This window comes from Acrocarpospora corrugata (genome assembly GCF_009687845.1).
In the GTDB taxonomy this organism is placed as follows: Bacteria; Actinomycetota; Actinomycetes; order Streptosporangiales; family Streptosporangiaceae; genus Acrocarpospora; species Acrocarpospora corrugata.
This window is the reverse complement of record NZ_BLAD01000041.1, coordinates 233,431-256,022: the sequence shown is the minus strand read 5'-3', so window position 1 is coordinate 256,022 and position 22,592 is coordinate 233,431. Positions and strand designations below refer to the sequence as shown.

General features: G+C 67.7%; 21 protein-coding genes, 2 tRNA genes and 1 pseudogene. 13 read left to right on the top strand and 11 right to left on the bottom strand.

Going from position 1 to position 22,592, the window contains the following annotated elements; all coding sequences use genetic code 11:
• Positions 1-93: 93 nt before the first annotated feature.
• Together tig and Acor_RS09705 are read right to left on the bottom strand one after the other, a co-directional pair.
• Positions 94-1,458, bottom strand: coding sequence for a trigger factor (tig, locus tag Acor_RS09710; RefSeq protein ID WP_155336227.1), 1,365 nt, complete (start codon positions 1,456-1,458; stop codon positions 94-96).
• A 189-nt stretch (positions 1,459-1,647) separates the two neighbouring features.
• The gene (locus Acor_RS09705; protein ID WP_155336226.1) at positions 1,648-2,514 is read right to left on the bottom strand and encodes a helix-turn-helix domain-containing protein; all 867 of its coding nucleotides are present in this window, start codon (positions 2,512-2,514) and stop codon (positions 1,648-1,650) included.
• Positions 2,515-2,785: 271 nt separating this feature from the next.
• On the opposite strand from Acor_RS09705, the gene Acor_RS09700 reads away from it, so the two are divergent.
• From Acor_RS09700 to Acor_RS09675, 6 genes and pseudogenes are all read left to right on the top strand, one after another.
• Entirely contained in the window at positions 2,786-3,253 is a 468-nt protein-coding gene (locus Acor_RS09700; RefSeq protein WP_155336225.1) for an ATP-binding protein, read from the top strand.
• A 119-nt stretch (positions 3,254-3,372) separates the two neighbouring features.
• Entirely contained in the window at positions 3,373-3,978 is a 606-nt protein-coding gene (locus Acor_RS09695; protein ID WP_155336224.1) for an SRPBCC family protein, read from the top strand.
• Positions 3,979-4,149: 171 nt separating this feature from the next.
• Complete coding sequence (locus Acor_RS09690) at positions 4,150-4,824, top strand: RCC1 domain-containing protein (RefSeq protein WP_155336223.1); 675 nt, start codon at positions 4,150-4,152, stop codon at positions 4,822-4,824.
• A 57-nt stretch (positions 4,825-4,881) separates the two neighbouring features.
• A pseudogene (locus tag Acor_RS46185) lies at positions 4,882-5,031 on the top strand (hypothetical protein); the annotation flags it as partial.
• Between the two features lie 280 nt (positions 5,032-5,311).
• A tRNA-Pro gene (locus tag Acor_RS09680) sits at positions 5,312-5,385 on the top strand.
• Between the two features lie 104 nt (positions 5,386-5,489).
• Positions 5,490-5,563 (top strand) — tRNA-Gly (locus tag Acor_RS09675).
• 77 nt (positions 5,564-5,640) lie between these two features.
• Here the strand turns inward: Acor_RS09675 and Acor_RS09670 are convergent.
• The 8 genes from Acor_RS09670 to Acor_RS09630 all read right to left on the bottom strand — a co-directional run bounded on the left by Acor_RS09670 (position 5,641) and on the right by Acor_RS09630 (position 13,521).
• Positions 5,641-6,096, bottom strand: a complete 456-nt coding sequence (locus Acor_RS09670) for a hypothetical protein (RefSeq protein WP_155336222.1) — start codon at positions 6,094-6,096, stop codon at positions 5,641-5,643.
• Positions 6,097-6,167: 71 nt separating this feature from the next.
• On the bottom strand, positions 6,168-8,492 hold the full coding sequence (locus tag Acor_RS09665; protein WP_170316859.1) for a ThuA domain-containing protein: 2,325 nt from the start codon (positions 8,490-8,492) through the stop codon (positions 6,168-6,170).
• 840 nt (positions 8,493-9,332) lie between these two features.
• On the bottom strand, positions 9,333-10,304 hold the full coding sequence (locus Acor_RS09655) for a transposase family protein (protein WP_218034199.1): 972 nt from the start codon (positions 10,302-10,304) through the stop codon (positions 9,333-9,335).
• Between the two features lie 567 nt (positions 10,305-10,871).
• The gene (locus tag Acor_RS09650; RefSeq protein ID WP_155336220.1) at positions 10,872-11,981 is read right to left on the bottom strand and encodes a TolB-like translocation protein; all 1,110 of its coding nucleotides are present in this window, start codon (positions 11,979-11,981) and stop codon (positions 10,872-10,874) included.
• Positions 11,978-12,493 carry a SigE family RNA polymerase sigma factor gene (locus tag Acor_RS09645; RefSeq protein ID WP_155336219.1) on the bottom strand — a complete coding sequence of 172 codons (516 nt, stop codon included), beginning with the start codon at positions 12,491-12,493 and terminating at the stop codon, positions 11,978-11,980. The genes Acor_RS09650 and Acor_RS09645 overlap by 4 nt, the downstream gene beginning before the upstream one ends.
• Before the next feature lie 162 nt (positions 12,494-12,655).
• Positions 12,656-12,943, bottom strand: a complete 288-nt coding sequence (locus tag Acor_RS09640) for a hypothetical protein (RefSeq protein WP_155336218.1) — start codon at positions 12,941-12,943, stop codon at positions 12,656-12,658.
• Complete coding sequence (locus Acor_RS42095; protein WP_170316858.1) at positions 12,940-13,176, bottom strand: cell division protein SepF; 237 nt, start codon at positions 13,174-13,176, stop codon at positions 12,940-12,942. The genes Acor_RS09640 and Acor_RS42095 overlap by 4 nt, the downstream gene beginning before the upstream one ends.
• Positions 13,177-13,350: 174 nt before the next feature.
• Entirely contained in the window at positions 13,351-13,521 is a 171-nt protein-coding gene (locus Acor_RS09630) for a hypothetical protein (RefSeq protein ID WP_155336216.1), read from the bottom strand.
• A 160-nt stretch (positions 13,522-13,681) separates the two neighbouring features.
• Between Acor_RS09630 and Acor_RS09625 the strand changes: the two genes are divergently transcribed.
• Complete coding sequence (locus tag Acor_RS09625) at positions 13,682-14,596, top strand: SDR family oxidoreductase (RefSeq protein WP_155336215.1); 915 nt, start codon at positions 13,682-13,684, stop codon at positions 14,594-14,596.
• Between the two features lie 333 nt (positions 14,597-14,929).
• Here the strand turns inward: Acor_RS09625 and Acor_RS09620 are convergent, their stop codons facing one another.
• A complete protein-coding gene (locus Acor_RS09620; RefSeq protein ID WP_155336214.1) occupies positions 14,930-15,142 on the bottom strand; it encodes a hypothetical protein in 213 nt (70 codons plus the stop codon).
• 364 nt (positions 15,143-15,506) lie between these two features.
• Between Acor_RS09620 and Acor_RS09615 the strand changes: the two genes are divergently transcribed.
• The 6 genes from Acor_RS09615 to Acor_RS09590 all read left to right on the top strand — a co-directional run bounded on the left by Acor_RS09615 (position 15,507) and on the right by Acor_RS09590 (position 22,584).
• Entirely contained in the window at positions 15,507-16,574 is a 1,068-nt protein-coding gene (locus Acor_RS09615; protein ID WP_155336213.1) for a sensor histidine kinase, read from the top strand.
• On the top strand, positions 16,571-17,686 hold the full coding sequence (locus Acor_RS09610) for a hypothetical protein (protein WP_155336212.1): 1,116 nt from the start codon (positions 16,571-16,573) through the stop codon (positions 17,684-17,686). The genes Acor_RS09615 and Acor_RS09610 overlap by 4 nt, the downstream gene beginning before the upstream one ends.
• Positions 17,656-18,360: a response regulator gene (locus Acor_RS09605; protein ID WP_246238531.1), complete on the top strand. Its 705-nt coding sequence runs from the start codon at positions 17,656-17,658 to the stop codon at positions 18,358-18,360. The genes Acor_RS09610 and Acor_RS09605 overlap by 31 nt, the downstream gene beginning before the upstream one ends.
• 42 nt (positions 18,361-18,402) lie before the next feature.
• The gene (locus Acor_RS09600) at positions 18,403-19,293 is read left to right on the top strand and encodes an LLM class flavin-dependent oxidoreductase (protein ID WP_155336211.1); all 891 of its coding nucleotides are present in this window, start codon (positions 18,403-18,405) and stop codon (positions 19,291-19,293) included.
• 106 nt (positions 19,294-19,399) lie between these two features.
• The gene (locus Acor_RS09595; protein ID WP_155336210.1) at positions 19,400-20,758 is read left to right on the top strand and encodes a TrpB-like pyridoxal phosphate-dependent enzyme; all 1,359 of its coding nucleotides are present in this window, start codon (positions 19,400-19,402) and stop codon (positions 20,756-20,758) included.
• Between the two features lie 89 nt (positions 20,759-20,847).
• A complete protein-coding gene (locus tag Acor_RS09590; protein ID WP_155336209.1) occupies positions 20,848-22,584 on the top strand; it encodes an ATP-binding SpoIIE family protein phosphatase in 1,737 nt (578 codons plus the stop codon).
• Positions 22,585-22,592: the final 8 nt, after the last annotated feature.

Genomic DNA, 22,592 nt, shown 5'->3' with positions numbered 1-22,592 from the left:
GCACCCGCCGGGTTTGTACGGCTTTCCGCCGCGAAAGCCGTACACGCGAACGCAAAACGGCCCCCGGCATCGCCGGGGGCCGCTGCGGAATCGCTAGGAAGCGGGAGCCGTTTCGGGCGCACCGTCCTGCTCGGGGTTGAGTTCGGCGTAGATGGCCTTGAGGTCCACCTCGTTGCCTTCGGTGTCGGTCACCTTGGCGGCGTCGCCGACGACCGATTTGGCCTTCTCCCGGACGATCTCCATCATGGCCAGGGTCAGCTGGTCGTTGTCGGCCAGGTGCTGGGCCAGCGTGTTCGGGGCGACGCCGAGCTGCTGGGCGCGGCGGACCACGAAGTTGGTCAGCTCCTGCTCGCTGACGCCGATGTCCTCAGCCTTGACGATCTTGTCGAGCACGAAGCCCGACTTGAGGGCGTGCGCGGAGCTCTCCTCGAACTCGGCGTGACGCTCCTCCTCGGTCGTCTGGTAGAGGCGGAAGTAGGCCTCCCGGCTCAGGCCGCTCTCCTGGATCTGGTGGTCCAGGTTGTGCTTGCGCGCGTCCAGCTCGGCCTTGAGGGCGCTCGCCGGCAGCGGGATGTCGATGCTGTCCAGCAGCGCCTCGACCGCCTTCTCCCGGGCCTGCACGACCTGGTCGATGAGCTTGTTGCGGCGGGTCTGCTCGCGGACGCTGCCGCGCAGCTCGTCCAGCGTGTCGAACTCGCTGGCCAGCTGGGCGAACTCGTCGTCGAGCTCGGGCAGCACCTTCTCCTTGACCGACTTCACGTTGATGATCACGTCGGCCTCCTCGCCGGCGTTCTCACCGCCGACCAGGGTGGTGGCGAAGGTCCGCTCCTCGCCCGCGCCGAGGCCCTCCAGCGCGTCGTCGAGACCCTGCAGCACCGAACCGGCGCCCACCTCGTACGACACGTCGGCGGCCTGCTGCTCTTCCAGGTTCTTGCCGTCGATCTCGGCCCGCAGGTCCATCACGACGTAGTCGCCGCGGCCGGCCGGGCGGTCCACGCCGGTCAGCGTGGCGAAGCGCTGGCGCAGGCCCTCCAGCTGGGTGTCGATGTCGGCGTCCGACACCTCGGCCGGGTCCACGACGATCTCGGCCCCGGTGTAGTCCGGCACGTCGAAGGCGGGGCGGATGTCCACCTCGGCGGTGAACTCGACCTGGGCGCCGTCATCGATCCTGGTGACCTCGATCTCCGGCTGGCTCACCGGAAAGAGGTCGATCTCGTCGACGGCCTGGCCATACAGTTTGGGGAGCGCGTCGTTCAAGGTCTCCTCAAGAACCACCGCGCGGCCGAAGCGCTGCTCGATGATCCGGGCCGGAACCTTGCCGGGGCGGAATCCGGGGACGCGCACCTGCTGCGCGACCTTCTTGTAGGCCGCCTGCAGGCTCGGCTCCAGCTCTTCGAACGGCACCTCGACGGTGAGCTTCACCCGGGTCGGGCTGAGCTCCTCGACAGCGGTCTTCACGGGGTGGTCTCCTTGATCAAGCATCTGGTGATCGCGGGCACTCAATGCACAGTCACTGTGATGCACAGTCACTGAGGCACGTCACGCGTGCCGCGCCCACGCATATAGGCGAATGGGCATGCTCCACTGTGGCGGGTGTCCAGCGCCACACTGCAGTCTAGGGCAGAGCGGCACCGGCAAGCGACGTGGTCAGAGCGCGCGTGAGATCTTTCTGAGAATCTCCACGGTCTCCCCCGGCGTGGTGCTGACCGCGCAGAGACGCTCCATGACCTCGCTGTATCGATCAACCTCGTCGCGTTTGTCCAGGTAGAGGGCGCTGCCGAGCTGTTCGACGTAGATGATGTCGGGCAGTTCCGCGTCGGGGAAGCGCAAGATGCTGAACGCGCCGCCCTCCGCCGCGTGACCGCCGAAGTTGAACGGCATCACTTGGAGCGTGACATTCGGCTGGTCCATAAGCTCGATCAGATGCTGCAGCTGGCCGCGCATCACCTCGGTGCCGCCGATCGGGCGGCTCAGCGCCGCCTCGTCGATCACGGCCCAGAACATCGGCCGGCGAGGCCCTTCGAGGACGCGCTGGCGCTCCAGACGGAGGTCGACCCGGCGGGCGATCTCCTCCGGCGCCGCGCCGACCGCCCCCGCGGTGATCACGGCGCGCGCGTATTCCTTGGTCTGCAGCAGGCCCGGCACGAACTGGACCTCGTAGGTGCGAATGCGTTCCGCCGCTTCCTCAAGCCCGACGTACGCCTGGAACCACGAGGGCAGCAGGTCGGTGAAGCGGTGCCACCAGCCGGGCTCGTTGGCCCGCTCCACAAGTTCCAGGATGGCGCCCCGGGCGTCGTCCTCGGCCACGCCGTACATGGTCAGCAGGTCGGCCACGTCGCGTTCGCGGAAGCTGACCCGGCCGAGTTCCATCCGGCTGATCTTGGATTCGGAGCCCCGGATCAGATGTCCGGCGTCGTGCCGTGAGATCCCCTTGTCCTCGCGGAGTTTGCGAAGCTGGGTTCCCAGGAGGATGCGGAGGGCCGTGGGGCCATGTCCCGGCTGGGTCTGTGTCACGGCGCCTCCCTCTCAACTTGGTTTGAAGCGCTGGGGAGGGTGAAACCACACCTCCAGCCCACACAGTGTCACCACTTCCGGGCACGAAGACAAGGTCTGAACCCCGTGTCCATTTCACATTGAAGCAACGATCGGGGCAACTGCACGTGGCAGTTGCACGTGCATTTGGGTCTTGCAGGGGCATACCGGGTTGACCCATGATGGCTTAGTGCATATTGGGCCAATGGTGCACTAGTTCGCAAAACTGGCAGAGCGGGAGGTGCGGGACAGGATGTTGGAGAATCCCATATCCGCCCGCGACGTAGGGTTTGAGCAGCTGCTGCGAGCCGCCCCCGACACGCACGCCACGACCTGCCCGCTCCAGCCCCAGGCCGACTCGGTGAAGACCGCACGAGATGTTACCCGTTCGACACTCAGCGACTGGGGACTTTCGGAACTGAGCGACGACGCAACTTTAGTGGTTTCGGAGCTGGTAACGAACGCCGTCCGTTACGCCCTGTATCCGGTCGACCGAATGACGGACCGCCCGATAACCCTGATGCTGGTACGGCTCGCGCCGCACGTGCTGCTGGCCGTGGCCGACCCCAGCGACGAGCTTCCCACCCCGAAGGAACCGGATTTCATCTCCGAGAACGGGCGCGGGCTGTACATCGTCGAGACTTACAGCCAGGCGTGGGGCTGGGACGTTCTGGACGCCGGGGGCAAGGCGGTCTGGGCGCTCTTCCGTACCGACGATTGATGCACGTTTCATTCTGACCGGCCTGGCTTATATAAGCATGCGCTGATATACAGGGCTCGTGCACGCGTTCGCGCTCTTCCGGAGCACCCGCTGGGAGACGCCTGGCCGAGGGACAGCGAATGATCGATATCGAGAAGCAGATCGCCGCCACCGAGCGCGAGGTGCGCGGTGACGGCGAGACCGTGTCCGTGGTGCTGCGGCGGACTTACGACGCGGCGATCGAGGACGTGTGGAACGCGTTCACCGATCCTGACCGGCTGCGGCGGTGGTTCATGCCGGTGAGCGGGGAATTCCGGGTCGGCGGGCGCTTCCAGGTCGAGGGCAACGCCGGCGGCGACATTCTTCGCTGCGAGCCGCCGAAGTTGCTCCGGGTGACGTACGGGCACGAAACCAGCCTGGTCGAGGGGCGGCTGACCGAGGCGGGCGAAGCCACGGCGCTCGAACTCGATCACACGGTTCCGATCGCGATGGCCGGGAGTGTGGCCGGGGCGATGTATGTCGGGCCCGGGTGGGATGGCGCGGTCATGGGCCTCAGCCGGTATCTGTCCGGAATCGAGACCGACGACCCTGCGGCGGTGGCCAACTCGCCGGAGGTCATCGAGTTCTCGTCCCATTCCATCTTGGTATGGGAGATCGCGGTGCGGGCGGCGGGCATCGCCACCGAGGACGAGATCGTGGCTGCGGTCGCCGCCGCGAAGAGCCAGTTCACGCCCCGCGAATCGTAGAAAACTTTCAGCAATCTCTGCAATGAAGACGGAACGTGGCCGAACGCCCCTTAGTGGAAGGAGTTCACGAGAGGCGACAGGTGGGCATTGTGATGGCGTTCCGGCTGGTCAGCGTGGTCGAACGAGACCGTTCCGCAGGATGGAACGAGCTCACGGTCGGCGGGGCTGATCGTGGGTCTGACCTCCACTTCCGCCGGGCTCAAGCGCGCCTCGCAGGCCACCGCCCTCTCCTGCTGGGGTCTCAACCATCTCGGCCAAGCCAGCGACGGGACGACAACCGACCGGGACACACCGGTACAGGTCGACGTGTCCGGTGTCCGCCAGGTGGTGGCGAGTTCCGACTTCAGCGCTCTGGTACGCCACGACGGCACGCTCTTCCTCTGGGGCAACCGGCGCTTCGGTGACACGCGATACCAGGACAATTACGTCAGCGTCCCCTCGCCGGTCCTCGGCCTGAGTGGGATCGTCCAGGTGTCGCTCGAAGCCAAGCACATTCTCGCGCTGGGATCCGACGGCACGGTCTGGGCCTGGGGCCACAACAGCTACGCGGAACTCGGCGACGGCACCACCGCCCATCGCGCGACACCCCGAAATATCCCTTCTTTATTGGACATCACCCAAATCTCCGCGTCCGCTCAAGGGGCGCACGCCCTGGCTCTCCGTACCGACGGCACCGTCCTGGCCTGGGGTCACAACCAGAAGGGCCAACTGGGCATGGGCTGCGATACTCCCCGGTACGTCCCGGCCGAGGTCCCCGGCCTCACCGGCGTCCACTCCATCTCAGCCGGCGAAAATTCCAGTTTCGCGATCGCGAGCCCCGCCGTCTGGGCCTGGGGGTCCAACTAGTCGGCCAACTGGGCGACGGCACCACGGTCGACCGGCGCTCCCCCGTCCCGCTCGCTTTTGACGGACATCGCCCAGGTTTCCGCAGGCGGCCCCACAACCGCGGCCTTGCGAAATGACGGCACGGTCTGGACCTGGGGCGGCAACGAGGCGGGCGCGCTGGGCATCGGCGTCACCGCCACTCACGTCACCCGTCCGAACCGGGTTCCCGGCCTATCCGACGCCATCCGGCTCGCGGTGGCCAAATCCACCGTCCTGTACCGTGCGCGCGACCGGGCTCCCCCGCGGCACCCAGCCATCCCCCATGGGAGACCCCCCAACCGAACTCTCCCGAACCAGACTTCCCTTCCTTTGGGGTCCCGCCCTCTCGCTCGCACTCGCGGGCAGCACGTAACCGGGAGGCGCGGAGCAGACCGATCAGCTAGGATCAGCGTGTCCCTCTATGTCGAGGGCAACAGAGGAGCTTTCCGAGTAACCTCGGAGGCCCTTACGGGGTGTGGCCCAGCTTGGCAGGGCGTCTGGTTTGGGACCAGAAGATCGTCGGTTCAAATCCGGCCACCCCGACCCCAAGAGGCCCCAGCGGGGGTTTCTTGCGCCTGTCGATGCGTATCCCGTACCGGATCTCCGGTACGATTACGCCTCGACGACCGGGCGAAAACCCGGCTCACGCGGACGTAGCTCAATGGTAGAGCCCCAGTCTTCCAAACTGGCTACGCGGGTTCGATTCCCGTCGTCCGCTCCAACACCAAAAGGCCAGGTCATCCCGCATGGGACACCTGGCCTTTGTGATCTTCACCTAGCGTTATCGATCTTCCGTTGCTACGAGTTGCCGTGTTCGGCCACCTGTCCGGGCGTCCGGGAGCCGGCCAGCGCCGTGAGCTGGGCCATGTCCACCCCGTCGCAGGTGAGCTCCGTCGAGGCGAGCGTAGCGCGGATGACGGGATCAGCGGGTCCCGGCACGACCACCGTCGCGGTCTGCATCGCCGCCCAGTCGCGGAGCGCGTCGATCGACGGCTGCGGCAGCTGCGGCGAGTACTGGACGATCAGGGCGTTGTCCCGGACGAGCAGGTGCTCCAGGCTGCCGCCGGTGGGCACATCCTGGTCGGCCGGGGCGTAGAAGGACCGGTCGGGGTGGCGCCACTCGGTGTCGCCTGGCGCAGTCAGGGGCGTACGCGGCCCTGATTCGCAGGTGACCCCCGGCGGAGAACCGGCCGGGGCGCCGCACGCGGCGCACAGGACGAGCGCGGCCACGGCCGGGATGAGAGAGCGGCGCATCAATCCTCTCCTGATTGGTCGCCAGGCCGGTGGCCCGAAGTACTCGGGCCACCGGCGGTGAGACGGACGGGTCAGTTGACCCGCAGGACCGCCGAGCGCGAGACGATCTCGCCGGTCGGGTCCGACGCGCGGACCCGATACTCGGAGCCGACCAGTTCCGGCACCGCCGTGACGGCGATCGCGAACGAGGTCTGGCCGGGCACGTCCGCCCAGTCGGCCGAGCCCGGCGCCTTGACCTGCCACTGGTAGGCGACGTTTTGGCCGTCGGCGGGCGCCGCGAAGACCGCGTCGTCACCGGGCCGGTGGATGGCCGGCACCGGCTCGGACAGGAAGCGCAGGATGACGGCGTCGTCGGCGAGCACCTTCATCCACTCGGCGAGTTCCTTGGCGCGCTCCCGGATCGGGGTGTTGTCGGGCCCAGGCAGGTTGGCCTTGACCTCCCGGCGGACGACCTTGGCCTGCTCCATGGCCTCGATGTAGTCCTTGACCAGGTACGCGTTGTACGAGGCGTCGATCGCGCCGTTCAGCACGGTGGCCAGACCGGCCCCGACGGACCCGTCCGCCGCTCCGGCGGCGACCAGCCCGCGCATCTCGGTGTGGGTGACGCAGTTCCCGGAGGACGCACCGGCGGCCCACTTGATGCCTTCCAAGATGTTCAGCTGGAAGATCGGGTCGGCGGTGTTCTGCCAGTTGTGCAGGAGCGCCTGGGTGAAGGAACGCCCGCCGTCGTAGTTGGCGCACCACGAGATCGGGTGGTCAGGACCCTCGATCCGGCCCGCGCTGCTGCCGATGCCGCCCGCGTAGGTGGACTCGGTCAGCGTCTGCAGGACGTGCACCTTCTCGCGGGGAAGGAATCCCCGCCAGTTGTAGAGCTCGTCCGAGATCGTCATCTTCTTGGCGAAGTGCCGGGTGGCCGGGTGGGTGTCGTCCTCGGTGACCAGTTCGCCGACGACGCAGCCGCCGCAGGTGTTCTGGATGCCCCCGGCGTTGGAGCCGTGGTTGTCGAACTCGCCGCCGACCAGGTTCTTGTACCAGTCCCAGTTGTGCATGGAGTCGGTGGCGCCGTGGATGGCGACGAAGCCGCCGCCGTTGCGGATGTAGGTCTGCAGCGCGGCCTGCTCGTTGACGGTGACGGCAGGGTTGTCCGTCGAGGGGCGGGCGGTGCTGAACATGTCGTTGCCGACGCTGGAGACGCCGACCAGTGCGTCGTACTGGGACAGGCGCTCGGCGCTCTCGAACGGGTTGCCCGGAACGGATACCTCGGGGCTGAGGTAGTCCCAGACGTCGACGTCGAAGGAGTTCGCCCGGCCGAGGTCCTGGATCACCGCCATCGTCAGCGGGATGTGCTCGTGCCGGAAGGCGCCCGGCCGGTTCCCGAACAGCAGGATCTTGAACTTGGGCCGGTTGTTCCGTACGGCCTCGCCCGGGGCCCGGAACGGGTAGCGGTCCATGCCCTTGCCCGCGCTCACCGCTACTCCGGTGACCACGTCGGGGTGGTCGACGCCGCGCAGCTCCTCCACCAGGTAGGCGGCGTCCTGGACCAGCGAGTCCCGCAGGTGGCCTGCGGGCGTCACCTTCGCTGCCAGCGCGCCGAACTTGACCAGCGCCGACTCGGCGGCGCCGCCTGCGGCCTCGGTGAGCAGCGCCAGCAGCCGATCACCGTTGGGCGCGGAGACCTTCCCGGCGGTCACGTACCGCTGAACCAAGGCGCGCAGGTCCGCGATCGAGGTGGTGATCTCGAAGGTCAGCGTGTACTTGGCGCCGTTGCCGGCGGAGTCGCCGATGTTGACGGCCCAGGTGTGCTCGCCGACGGAGAGGGTGGACAGGTCCAGCGGCATCGGGTAGGCCCAGACGCCGTCGATCCACATGTCCCGCACCGCCGCGCCGCCCGAGCCGGGGGTGGGGTCGGTACGGGTCGGTGAGATGGCACTGGCGAGCGCGCTGTGCGCGACCTTGCCGTTGGCGATGCCCGGCCAGGCCGCCACCGGCACCTTGGTGTCGATCCGTACGGTGATCGTCCGGGCGGCCGAGGCGTTGCCGGCCGCGTCGACGGCGACATAGCTCACATTGCTGTTGCGGTCACCGCTGATCACGTACGCGGCCGTGCCCCGGGTTCCGTTCTGCACGGCCGGCACGTTGACCGTGCTCCCCGCGATGGTCACCCGGAACAGGGCGACGGCCTCGTCGTCGGTCGCCGACAGGTTCAGCGTGACGTCGTTGCCGGTGAACCAGCCGCCGACGCCGGTGGCGCTGGACGTGGCGTAAGCGTTGTTCGCCACGCCGTTGTAGTTCGGGACGGGGTCCACCGGGGAGAGCGTGGCCACGTCGAGGACGGGCGGGGCTCCGGTCTCGGCGGCGACGGCCACCCCGGGCGTGCCGATGAGCAAGACGGGCACTGCGAGTAAGGCAGTGGTTAACGATCGTGTGGTGGGACGTGGGCGAGAGGACGGCATGTCGCTCCTCTTATCGGGTCGTACAGGGCCTCCACCGCGCGTTTGGTGCCGACCCAATCCCTAACGCGATGAATGTCGGAAGTGTGAGCTTCGTCCCACCTATTTGTCAATGATCTTACGGACTTCTGATTTTCATCGTCGAAAGTTTCCACCTAAAAGTTTCGTTTGATCCTCCGCCGTACGCGGCCGCCCCAGATGGTCTAGGGCTCCGCCCGGCATGGGAGCCTGGCATGGCGGTCTTTGCCATGATCGTTACCTCGCTGGGTCGGTCATCATCGCTGTAGACCACGCGGAAGGTCCTCAGGATCGCCAACTCACCAGGCACCTGGGTAGGGACCCGCGCCGAGACCAGATCCACGCATTGGCGGGCGGATAACCCGGGCTCGCCAGGAAGGCTCGATCTTCCCCTACCGGAAGGGATGGGCGGCCTACGTCTGGGCCACCACCCCAGCCGGCGACAGAACCAAGAAGTGGGCTACGGAAAACCAGGGAAGAGGTCCACATCCACCTCCCGAACGAGGCTCGCCACAGCCCGGTGCCGACCCGCGTTCCATGTTCGTCCGCTTCCGCGTATGTCGATCAGATGCCGGTTTCCAAAGGTGGGGTTGAGATGGTTCTTGAGCAGCCCCTGTGTAGATCCTCGATCCGAGACACGCGCATACGATCTTTCCGTGCCCGTTGTGCGCCCGATGGGACGGCGATCCACGGAAATCACGGGCGCTCATAGTCAAGGTCGAATACACCGGCGACATGCGCCATGACGCAGGGTGAACCGCAAAGTCGTTATGGCTGGTCAGGTGCCCATTTCGGGTGAGGTTCGAGGCCGAGCATGGCCAGGAGCTGGCATGGATCGTGCTTGAGCTTGCGAATGGTGGCGGCGATGCGCCGGGTGCCGGATTGACGGATGAGTCCAATGCTGATGTTACGTAGCGTGGCCATGAGCCGAGGCCGGGAGCCGGTGGCGATGGTCGAGGCGTCCTCACGGAATGTGACATCACGGACAAAGTGCATGGCCTCAATCGACCAGTGGCCGCGCACCAGCACGGCGAGCTGGGCGGGATTGGCGTGCGCGCGCTGGGTGTGCAGACCGTCCATGGTGAGCACCACCCCGGTCAGCTCCAGCCCGGCCAGCAGCGGCGCGAAGCTGGGAATTTCATTGCTCTTGGGGACGCACACCGCCACCAGGACGCTGGTGGCGGTGTGCGTGGCCGCGGCGAGCAGGAACATCGCCCTACCGCTGACCGGGTCGACCGCGCCGGCCAGCGCCTTGCCGTCCACCGCCACGGCGGCCGGCTGCCCATCTACCAGCAACACCGGCGGCGGCTCCATCTCAGACTCCGTCTCCGCTCGCGGCCCGGGGCCGGGGCCGGTGATGATTCCCAGGCCCGCGCGCAGGGCGAACCACCCGCCGAGCACGTCATCGGCGGCCTGGCCGTCCACGCTGAGGAGCAGCCGTTCCACGGTATCGGCGTGCGGGGCACGCAGCGCTCCGCGGCGCATTGGCACCCCGGCCGCTGCCAGCAGCCAGCACGGCGCCGCAGCCACCCACGCCACAATGTCGGTCCTGGTCTTCTCCCCGCACAACACCGCCGCCAGGCACAACGCCACAATCGAGGCCAGCGTGTAGCGCACACCACGCCGATGCCGCGGGTCGGGGATCATGGCCAGGCACGCCAGCAGGCCGTCGGCCTGGACGCCGCCCAGCGCCGCCACTTGGGACGAGCGCTCCCGCAACACCTCCACGACCTCGCCCAACCCGCCCGCACACACCTCGGGCGCTACGTCGGACTCGACACGGGCAACCGGCGGACAGTACGTTGCAGACAACGAAAACCCCTGGGGACGGTGTGTGTAGGAACCTCCGCTCCTACTGGGTTTTCGTTGCTTCACGCACGGCGAAACACCGAGCCGACGCCCACCTGTGATCTTCTGAGGGCCTGTCTTCGCACTCCAGCTACTGCCGGTGACCGGCGCTGCTTCCTATCACCAGCGCGTCACCCGCCCGCGTTCATCACACATAGTGACCGATCTAGCGAGGACCGGACGCACCCAGGCCTTCCCGACCACGTCTGCCGGACGAGCCTCTCATCGCTGTCTATCTGCGGAAATGACTTTGCGGGTCGCCCTGACTGTGCTCCTTCCCCGATGAGCTCCCCATCAGAACCGGGTCTATCCCGGTGAAGTCCGGCGACAAGGGCCCGGTCTCCGGTGGTTGTGATTCCATCCCACCTCCACGCCCCGTAGGGACAGCGATTTCACCGTAATGGCTGGCGTAACCGCTGTCAGGAAACCGAATGAAACGGGTTAGATGTCGCGCAGGCGTCAGGTGATGACTCCCGGTTGGGTGGAGGAGGCTTCGGTGTTGTTGAGGGTTTGGAGTTTTCTTGTTTTGCCGGTGTGGATGTCTATCGCGTACAGGGTGGATTGGCGGGGGGTGGTTGGGGAATCTGAGGTGGTCAAGGCGGTTACCTCGGTGGGGCTTGCCCAGGCGCCCAGTCTGGTGAGGCGTGAGGTTGTGGGGATGCCCTGGATTGGCACTGGTGGGGAGGTGATGCCGGTGATGGCGTCGACGGTGGCGATTGAGCCGGTTGCTTGGACCATGGGTGACCTGTTGGGGTCGAGGGCCTTGTCGATCCAGGCGAGGGTGTGGCCGTTGGCGTGGAGGGCGCTGAATTCGTAGGTGAAGTCGTCGATGGTGATCGGGTCGTGGCCCAGGACCCAGATTCTGGTGATGTCGTCGAAGGGTCTGACCAGGGTGATGGGGGTGCCGCCGGTGCCGATGCTCACGGGGAACCAGGCGGCGTTGAGTTTGGTGGTCTTGCCGGACTGCATATCGATCAGGACGCTGTATTGCGAAAGGTTTCCGCCACCGAATCTCGTGTAGATCAGGTGTAGTCCGTCGGGTGAGGGGCGGAGGAAATTCTCGCCGTCCATATCGGCTTTGCGGACCGTGATCGGTGCTCGCCAGGTTTGGCCGGTGGCCAGGTCACGGAGGTTGAAGGTTTGCTGCTCGGCGTTCCAGTAGGCGATTCTGCGGCCGTCCGGGGTGATCGCGACGGGGCTTGCGGTTCCGGCGTCGGTGAGGCGGTAGGTCGAACCGGAGGTGGTGAAGACGCGCCATTCCACGCCCTCGCATCTGGTCGGGTCATCCGGCAGGCATCGATGGCGATATGCGCCCGCCAGTGGCTGGACGTTGTTTTCCGGGAGCGGGACGACCGTTTCGGGGATCGGGACCAGCACGATGGGGTCGGGGAGCGGGCCGCCGGTGAACAGCGTCGCGGTTCCGCCGCTGATAATCGCGACCATGGCCGCGACGGTCAGTATCGCGGTGGTGGCGCGGCGGTGTTTGGCGCGTCTGAGCGCGCGGGCGCCCAGGTCGACCAGGGGGGCCTCGTCGGCGATTCCCCGTAGTTCATCGCGAAGCGTGTTCATCGGCGCACCTCCGCCTGTACGTCGGCGAGTAGTTCGGCCAGGTCGGGGGCGAGTGCCCGGAGGCGGGCCAGCGCGTGGTGGGTCTGGCTCTTGACCGTGCCCAGCGAGCAGCCCATCAACTGGGAGGTCTCGTGTTCGGTACGGTCTTCGTAGAAGCGCAGGACGAGGACGGTCCGCTGACGCGGGGTCAGCTTGGCGAGCGCCTGACGCAGCGCCAGGCGGCGTACGGTCGTTTCGTCATGGGATCGCCCGTGTTCTGGCAGGGTGCCGGTCGGTAATTCGACGTGTCTTCGCCTGCGCCAGGACAGGTGCTGGTTCACCAGGGCTTTTCGGGCGTACGCCTCGATGTTGGCGTCCCGGGCCAGTTTGGGCCAGCGGGTCGCGACCTTGGTCAGGACCGTCTGCAGCAGGTCTTCGGCGAGGTGGGCGTTTCCGGTCAGCAGGTACGCGGTCCGCATCAGTGCTTGCTGGCGGGTGTGTACGAACTCCTGGAACCCCTCGTAACGGTCCATGTCTTAAAGAACTCCGGCGAGGGGTGCGAGGTTGGAGGCAAGAGCTGGAAATCTGTCCGACGGTGACGGCGCGTGTCTGGTGGCAGCGGGCGGCGGCGTCGATGCCGTTCCGGACAGACTTCGAGTTGATCAACGAGCGGCTGCCCCACTCCGCGAAACGGCTCAGCTCATCGTCTTCCCGCGATAGTCCGTGTTGGTACGGCCGGTGGCCGCCACCTCGTGGATGTCCTGACGCAGGCGCCGAACGAATTCGGGGCCACGCCAATCGTCCCCCGCCCAATGCAGACCCACCATCACGATGAAACGAGCGACCTCCCGAACGCCTTCGCGCGTGGTCACGATGTAGTACACGTCATCGAGACGTTGGTTGTAGCTCTCGAACACCGCCGTCCAGGAGATGTCCGCGTCGATCGCCGCCGGCTCGGGGAATTCAGGGAATGCGAAAGTCATGGGGCCGAAGGGCGGTTGCTCATACCGCGGGGCATGAGCAGGAACACCTTGGGTGACAGCCGGTCCATGTCGCCGCCACGGCCGAACACCAGACCGGCCGCGAAATCCACGAACTGCTTGGCGTCGCTGTCCGGCAGCCCGGTGAGGTCCATGACCACGGGGACGCCCGTACGGAAGAAATGGCCCACGTAGACCGCCTCGCTGTAGTCCTTGGGGCACAGTGTCTTGACCATCGCATCAGTGTCCACGCCCGCCGGTGCCGGTGACCAGAGCCGATTCTGTCGGACCTCGTGGTTAGTGTGGCTGGCGTGTTGAGCGACGAAGAGGACGTGACCGTACGTCCCGCGAAGCAGGAGGATGCGCGGGATGTCGCGAAGATCTGGTTCGACGGGTGGGGGGATGCGCATTTAGGGCATGTTCCGGATGAACTGGTCGCCGTGCGGACCGAGGAGTCGTTCGGTGTGCGCGCGGCGCAGCGGGTCGGCGACACCGCGGTCGCGACCGTGAACGGCGAGGTGGCGGGGTTCGTCATGGTGCTGGACGACGAGGTCGAACAGGTCTATGTGGCGAAACGGCATCGGGGAACGCCTGGCTGGCCGTGGTCGCCGGAAATCTCCGGGCGCGACGGTTCTATCAGCGCAACGGCTGGATCGACGAAGGTCCGTTTGAGTACGCCGCCTCGACCGCCACCGGTCCCGTCAGTGTTCCCACCCACCGCTACAGCAAGGAGCTCGCCCGATGAGCAAGCCACTCGCCGGAAAGATCGCCCTTGTCGCCGGAGCCACCCGCGGGGCCGGCCGGGGCATCGCCGTGGAGCTGGGCGCGGCCGGCGCCACGGTCTACGTGACTGGGCGCAGCATCAGAAGCCAGCGCTCCGAGATCGACCGCCCGGAAAGCATTGAGGACACCGCCGACCTCGTCACCGCCACGGGCGGCCAGGGCATCCCCGTGCAGGTGGACCATCTGGATTCCGATCAGGTGCGGGCCCTGGTCGAGCGCATCGACGCCGACCACGGCCGCCTCGACATTCTGGTCAACAACATCTGGGGCGGCGAGCAGCTGTTCAGCTGGGACCAGCCTCTCTGGGAGCACTCCCTGGAGAAGGGCCTGCACATCCTGCGGCTGGCCATCGACACCCACATCGTCACCAGCCATCACGCCCTGGCGCTGCTCATCAAGAACCCGGGTGGCCTGGTCATCGAAGTAACCGACGGCACCGCCAAGTACAACTCCGAGAATTACCGGATCTCCTTCTTCTACGACCTGGCGAAAACGTCGGTCCTCCGCATGGCTTTCGCCCAGTCCAAAGAACTCGCCCCCCACGGCGCGACCGCCATCGCGCTGACCCCCGGCTGGCTGCGCTCCGAGCTGATGCTGGAGCTCTTCGGCGTGACCGAAGAAACCTGGCAGGACGCCCTCAAGGCCCAACCCCATTTCGCCATCTCAGAAACCCCGTTCTACGTCGGCCGAGCCGTCGCCGCCCTCGCCTCCGACCCCGCCGTCTCCCGCTGGAACGGCCACTCTCTCTCCAGCGGTCAACTGGCCCAGACCTACGGATTCACCGACTTGGACGGCAGCCAGCCCGACGCCTGGCGCTACGTGGTCGAAGTTCAGGACGCCGGCCTCCCCGCCGACGTAACGGGCTACCGCTAACCCCCGCCCGGCCAGCAACCGCTCATATGCGGATATGTCGGCCGATTCGCGGCGGAGCCGTCGTCGCTATTCCCCGAGTCAGCTGAGGAGGGTGGCGGCGACGTTGCACCTCTCACGGCACGACTGTGGAGGGAGCCCAGAGTGCGCCACGCAGGCCGCCCTCGCGAGGGCGGGGTGGATGCCCGGCATCACATGCCCGGCATCACATGCCCGGCATCACATGCCCGGCATCACATGCCCGGCATCACATGCCCGGCATCACATGCCCGGCATCACATGCCTGAGCCCCCGGTAGTCCTGTCAGCGGACTGACCGGGGGATTCTCGGGAGCCGTCAGCGGAGGTAGGAGCGGGCGACGCGGGAGGCCGTGTCGTGGTCGACGTTCTTCGTGGTGCCGAGGAAGACGCGGACCAGGCTGCTGATCATGTTGGTCAGGGCGCTGATGTCGCCGCGGTCGACCTTGTCGTCGAACTGGGCGGCGATTCTGGGGTCGGTGACGCGGGCTGAGGCGATGGTCGCGCGGATGTCGCTTTCCGTTACGTGCATGCCGGGCCTCCTATCGCGGGCGGGATCGGTGCGCTGGTCAGCGGAGCGGGGTCCGCGCCCACGGCGAACCGTGCCTGAAGCTGGTTGCGGTCGTCTTTATTGGAAGTCGTCTCTATTAGAAGGGGTGCCGTCTGATCTGCGCTGACGGCTTTTCAGCTGACATTCGCCCAGGGCGATTGCGGCCAAACAGCGCGATACGGTCTGATGTTTGGCTGGGGAAGGCTTTACACTCGGACGGCGCTTAACTGTCCTGACGTCGGCGAGTGAGACTCTGATGGCACAGGGTGTTCGGTTAGTCGGTTCCACGGGCCGAGCCCCGGCGCGGGTCGCCCTGAATCGGGTGACCGCGCGGTGTGCTTCCGGCATGCGCGGTGTCACCGGCCTGGTGGCGGGGATCGCGGGCCTGTTGAGCATGGCGCCGCCGGTGACACCGGAGTGGCTGCTGCCCGCGGTCGCGGTCACCTTCGTGTGGACGGGGTTGTTCGCGTGGATCGCCTGGCGGTGGGGGCTGGCGATCTGGCTGGTCAGCGGCGAGCTCCTGCTCACCACGGTGCTCTGCCTGCTGCAGGATCGGCTGGTGCCGAGCGAGCTGCTGTCGGGGGGAGCCAGCTGGATCGCCGGGGTGGTCACCATGACGATTGTCGTGGTGAGCCTGGCGTGGACTCCGCTCGCGGCCGTACTGGGCGGGCTGGTGGTCGCGGTGGCGCATCTGGTCGGCGCGCAGGCGGCGGGGGTGTCGGACGGCGGCTACACCGCCGCCGGGATCAACATCATCCAGATCGGCGCGACGGCCGTGCTGGCCACCCTGCTCAGGGAGGCGGTCCGCGCCTCGGACGTCCTGCTCTCCCAGCTCCGCGACTTCGAGGAAAGAGCAACCGTCGAGCAGGAGCGCCGGACCGACGAACGTGTGCAGAACAGCCGGATGCACGGCAGCTTCCTGGCCACGCTCATGATCGTCGGCGCGGGAGGCATCCGGGTCACCTCCCCGATGCTCCGCGAAACGGCGGCGACCCAGCTGTCAGAGCTGGAGCGCATCGCCCAGACCACCGAGCCGCGCGCCGCCTTCGTCGCCCTGGACCAGCGGGTCCGCACGGTGACCGCCCGCGCCGGCCTCAAGGTGAAGGAACATCTCTCCCCCTGCGCGGTCCCCTGGTTCGTCGCCGACGCCTTCGCGGAGGCCCTCGCGGAAGCGCTCGCCAACGTCCACCGCCACGCCGGCACCGACACCGCCGAGGTGCGTTTGACCACCGACGACGCCCAGGTCCAGATCGAGGTCGTCGACCACGGAACCGGTTTCGACCGTTCCTCGGTCCCCGACCACCGGTACGGCATCCGCATCTCGATCATCGAACGCCTGGAAGCCGTGGGCGGCACCGCGACCGTCGCCTCGGACCGCCAGGGCACCCGGGTCGACCTGCGCTGGTCGCCATGAGTGAACCCAACCCGGACCCGGAGCTTCTCGTCGCGCAGCGGTATTCGCTGGCCAGCACCAGGGCCGCGGTGACCATCGTCGCCGCCTGGCATCTCGGCTCCGACCTGCCGTCCACGCTCATCGGGTGGTCCGAATACCGGTGGCCCCTGGTGGCGCTGGGCGCCTGGATCGTCTACTCCGTCATCGGCGTGGCGGCTTCGATGGTGCTGCTCGATCCGGCCAGGAAGCTGCCGTTCGGGCCGTGGGCGGCGGGGGCGCTGGCGCTGCTGGCGGACGCGGCGGTGATCGTCGCCTGCCGGCCGGAGGCGATCATGGCGCCGGCCAACTGGGGTTGGGGGTCGGTGGGCTGGCTGGCGCTCATTCTGTTCTGGCGGCGGCGGAGCTGGCCGACCGATCTCGGGCTGTTCTTCCTGGCCAACGCGATCGTGATGCTGGTCGGAATGGCCGCCGCGGATTCCCTGGACCGGGTGTGGATCGGCAAGTTCCTGGTGATTCTGTTCGGCAGCATGGCGCTCCAGGCGGGAGCCAGCGCGGGGGCGCACGGTTTCGATCTGGCCGCCCGCTGGGCCGCCGACAACTCCCGCACCCTGGCCAGGGCGGAGGCCGCGCAGCGTGCCGCCGAGCAGGTCCACGCCGACCGGCTCCGGCGGTACGCGCAGGCCAGGCAGGCGGCGGCCCCGGTGCTGACGCGGCTGGCCGAGGGCGCGGACCCCAGTGACCCGGACGTCCAGCACGCGTGCGCGGTCGGCGCGGCCCGGCTCCGCCGCCTGATCGCCGAGACGGACGACACGCCGAACCCGCTGCTGCACACGCTGCGCGCGTGCGTCTTCGACATCGAGAAGCGCGGCGTCGTGGTCAATCTGCTCACCGCGGGGACCGTACCGCCCCTGGCTCTGGAGGTACGGCAGGCGCTGATCGAAGCCCCCTTGGAAGCGCTGGCACGAGCACGTAAACAAGCACGCGTAACATTGGTCGCCACCGCCACCCAGGTGATCATCAGCGTGCTGTCGGACGCCGAGGAGTTCGTTCTGCCCTCGCCCGACGGCGTACACGTCGCAACGCAGGTCGAAGGAGGACTGCTGTGGATCGAGAGCGGCTGGACCGCCCCGTAAGGCTCGCCGTGGTGGAGGACCTCCCGGTGGTCCTGGAGGGCATGCACTCGTGGGTCGCCGCGGATCCGCTGAAACGTGTCGAGATCATCGCCAGCGGGGACACGCTGGAGGCGGTGCTCGACGGGCCGGGGGCGGACGCGGACGTGATCCTGCTCGACCTGGAGCTCAACGGGGTTCTCATGATCGGCCGGATTCCTGAGCTGTGCGCGCAGGGCCGCCGGGTGGTGGTGTATTCGGTGCACGAGGATGAGGAGACCGTCCTCAATGTCCTCAAAGCGGGGGCGGCCACGTTCATCACCAAGGGGGAGAGTTCCGAGCACTGCCTGGAGACGATCGTGGCGGTCGCGCGGGACCGGCCCTACGTCACGCCGACGATGGCGGGCGCGCTGGTCGTGGCCGACGCGAGCACGGCCAGGCCGATGCTGTCCGCCCGGGAGCGGGAGGCGCTGCTGCTCTGGTTCCAGGGCATGAACAAGCAGTCGGTCGCCACCCGGATGGGCATCACCGAGGCGACGGTCAAGCAGTACATCGAACGGGCCCGCATCAAGTACGCCAGCACCGGCCGGGCCGCCCCCACCAAGACGACCTTGCTGGCCCGCGCGATCCAGGACGGCCTGATCACGCCGGACGACATCATCGAGTACCAGTCGCTGGCGGCCGAGAGCGGCCACTGAACCGGCCGGAACAATCCGCGCGGCCCGAGGGTTCACGCGAACATGAGTGACTACGGCCGCGACGTGCAGTTCGGATATTTCCTGGTTCCCAATGCGGACGACCCGCTGCTGCGGACCGCGCGGACGGCCGAACGCCTCGGGCTGGACCTGATCGGCGTCCAGGACCATCCGTACCAGCGGCGCTACGTGGACACCTGGACCCTGCTCAGCATGATCGCCGCCACCACGGAACGAATCACCGTATTTCCCGATGTGGCCAGTCTCCCCCTCCGCCCACCCGCCGTCCTGGCCAAATCCGCCGCCAGCCTCGACCTGCTCAGCGGCGGCCGTTTCGAACTCGGCCTGGGCGCGGGCGCCTTCTGGGAGGCCATCGCCGCGTACGGCGCCGCCGCCCGAACCCCCAAAGAGGCCATCGACGCCCTCACCGAAGCAATCCAGGTGATCAGGAAGATCTGGAGCGGCGAGTCCAACCTCCGCTTCGCCGGCGAGCACTACCACCTGACCGGCGCCAAATCCGGCCCGCCCCCCGCCCACCCGATCGGCATCTGGCTCGGCGCGGCGGGCCCCCGCGCCCTGGCCCTCACCGGCCGCTCCGCCAACGGCTGGCTCCCCTCCTCCGGCTGGGCGCCCCCGGCCCGCCTCCCCGAACTGAACGACCGCATCGACACCGCCGCCACCAAAGCCGGCCGCGAACCCTCCGAAATCCGCCGCCTCTACAACGTCAACGGCACCATCACCGACGGCCCCTCCGAAGGATTCCTCCGCGGCCCCGCCGGCCAATGGGCGGACGAACTCACCGATCTGGCCCTCGCGTACGGAATGGACTCCTTCATCTTCTGGGGCGAAGGCGACCAGACAACCCAACTCCACCGCTTCGCCGAAGAAGTCGCCCCATTGGTCCGGGAAAGAGTGAAAGAAGAACGCCAAGGCTGACATTTCATGTCATACGAGGTCACGACGTTGATCGCTTTGCAAATGGCGGGGAGAGGCGGAGACTGGGAGGGGTCTGATCACTCCCCGTCGTTGTGGAGGGCGTGTTATGGCCGAACCCACCAGGATTCTTCTCGACGAGTCCCGCATACCCCGTAACTGGTACAACATCGTCGCCGATCTCCCGGAGCCACCACCGCCGCCACTCCATCCGGGCACGCTCCAACCCCTTGGCCCCGACGATCTGGCACCACTCTTCCCAATGGAGTTGATTGCCCAAGAAGTCAGCCAGGACCGATTCATCCAGATCCCGGAGAGCGTGCTGGACGTCTACCGGCTCTGGCGGCCCACCCCGCTGATCCGGGCCCGGCGACTGGAGAAGAGCCTGGGCACCCCGGCGCGGATCTACTACAAATACGAGGGCGGCTCACCCTCCGGCTCGCACAAGCCGAACACCGCCGTCCCACAGGCGTGCTACAACGCCCAGCAGGGTGTGCGCCGCCTGACCACCGAGACCGGCGCGGGCCAGTGGGGCTCGGCGCTGGCCTTCGCGGCTGCCCAGTACGGGGTGGAATGCGAGATCTGGATGGTCCGCGCGTCCTACGACCAGAAGCCCTACCGGCGCTCGTTGATGGGCGTCTACGGCGCGAAGGTGCACGCCAGCCCATCCCCCGTGACCAGCGCGGGCCGGAAGATCCTGGCCGAGTCGCCCGACTCCCCCGGCAGCCTGGGCATCGCCATCAGCGAGGCCGTCGAGATCGCGGGACAGCACGACGACACCCGGTATGCCCTGGGTTCGGTCCTCAACCACGTCCTCACCCACCAGACGGTGATCGGCGAGGAGGCCGTCGAGCAGTTGGCCGCGTTCGGCGAGACCCCGGACGTGATCGTCGGCTGCACCGGCGGGGGCTCCAATTTCGCGGGACTGACGTTCCCGTTCTTCCGGGAGAAACTCGCCGGGCGGATGAATCCGACCATCCGCGCCGTGGAGCCGCAGGCTTGCCCGACGTTCACCCGGGGCACCTATGCGTACGACTTCGGGGACACCGCGGGCTTCACCCCATTGCTGAAGATGCACACGCTCGGCCACGATTTCGTGCCCGATCCGATCCATGCGGGCGGGCTGCGGTATCACGGCATGGCGCCGCTGCTGTCCCACATGTACGAGCTCGGCATGTTCGAAGCGACCGCCCTCGGCCAGAAGGAGTGCTTCGAGGCCGGGTTGCGTTTCGCCCGTACCGAGGGGATCGTTCCCGCGCCCGAGCCGACGCACGCGCTGGCCGAGACGATCGCGGAGGCGGTGCGCTGCCGGGAGAGCGGCGAGGCGAAGGTGATCCTGACCGCGCTGTGCGGCCACGGCCACTTCGATTTGGCGGCTTATGACCGTTATCTGGCCGGGGAGATGGAGGACTTCGCCCTCCCGCAGGAGCGAATCGACCGGGCACTGGCCACGCTGCCGGGAGTCTGACAAGATACGGCTCCCGTCGTCAGCGGGAGCCGTACATTCTGGCAAAAAGCCTGAAATGCGTCGGAGCTCCTAATTACCATTCTGGAGAGATGAACCGGAACAGCGTGATCAAGGACCCCGTGCCAGGGGACCGGGCCGAATGGCGGCGCCGGAGTGCCAGTTCCGCGCATGAGCGGCTGGCGTTCCTCAACGAGGCCAGCCGCCGGATCGGCAGCACGCTCGATCTCGGGGAGACCGGCCGTGAGCTGATGGACGTGACCGTGCCGCGCTTCGCGGACACCGCCGCCATCATGGTGCAGGACCGGCTGGTCATCGACGGGGAGTTCCCGTCCCGCCCGGCCGATGGATCCGCGCTGGTCCGGCGGGTCGCCATCGGCGTGGCCGAGGAGGGCGCGCAGGAGTGGCTGGAGGCCTTCCCGGTCGGCGAGGTGACCGTCTTCCCGGCCAGGCTGCCACACGCGCAGTGCATGACCACCAGCAAGACGATCATGTATCCGGAGCTGGACGAGGAGACCGCGCGGCTGATCGGCGCCAGCCTGGACCGCGAAGTGGTGACCAAACTGCTGTCCGGCGGCTCGTTCCTGGCGGTGCCGCTGCGCGCCAGAGGCCGGGTGCTCGGCTGCGCGGTGTTCACCCGCAGGCCGGGCGGGCAGCCGTTCGAGGAGCAGGACGTCGCGGTCGCCGAGGAGCTCGCGGCCAGGACCGCGGTCTGCGTCGACAACGCCCGCCTCTACACCCGCGAACGCAGGACCGCGCTCACCCTGCAGAGCAGTCTGCTCCCGTCCGACCTGCACCAGCCGCTGGGCATGGAGATCGCCACCCGCTACCTGCCGGCCAGCGACCTGATGGGGGTGGGCGGCGACTGGTACGACGTGATCCCGCTGCCGGGCTGCCGGGCCGCGCTGGTGGTCGGCGACGTGATGGGCCACGGCACCAGGGCGGCGGCCACCATGGGGCAGCTGCGCGTCGCCGCGCGCACCCTGGCCAGCCTGGATCTGCCGCCGGACGAGTTACTGTTCCGGCTGAGCCGGATGAGCCAGGACCTGGACCCGACCCAGATCGCGACCTGCGTGTACGCGGTGTACGACCCGGTCACCCGCTCCTGCGCGATCGCCAGAGCCGGGCACGTGCCGCCGGTGCTGATCCACGAGGACGGCGCGACCGAGATCATCGAACTGCCGGCCTGCCTGCCGCTCGGCATCGGCAACGAGCCGCTGGAGATGCGGGAGATGATCCTCCCGGCCGGCAGCGTGCTCGCGCTCTACACCGACGGCCTGGTGGAGAGCAGGGCCAGGGACATCGACGAGGGCATCACCGCGCTGCGCAGGCTGCTGTCGATCCAGCGCGGCGACCTTGAGGAGATGTGCGACGTCACGATCAGCAGCCAGCGCCCCGGTCACGAGCGGGACGACATCGCGCTGCTGCTGGCCAGGGTGCACGAGCTGGCCCCCGACGAGACGGCGTTCTGCGCGCTGCCCGCCGACCCCCGGTTCGTCGGGCACGCCCGCCGGTTCGTCCGGGCCACGCTCGGCGAGTGGGGCCTGGGCGCGATGGTGGACACCACCGAGTTGATCATCAGTGAGCTGGTCACCAACGCGCTCAAGCACGGCTGGCCGCCGATCGAGCTGCGGCTGCTGCGGGTGCACAGGCGGACCCTGGTCTGCGAGGTCTCCGACGGTTCGCCGACCCCGCCCGCGGTGCGCACCCCCACCTCGGAGGACGACACCGGGCGGGGCCTCCAGCTGATCAAGCGGCTGACCTATCGCTGGGGCACCCGCCCGACCCCGGTCGGCAAGATCGTCTGGGTTGAGCTGATGCTGCCGTAGCCGTCGCT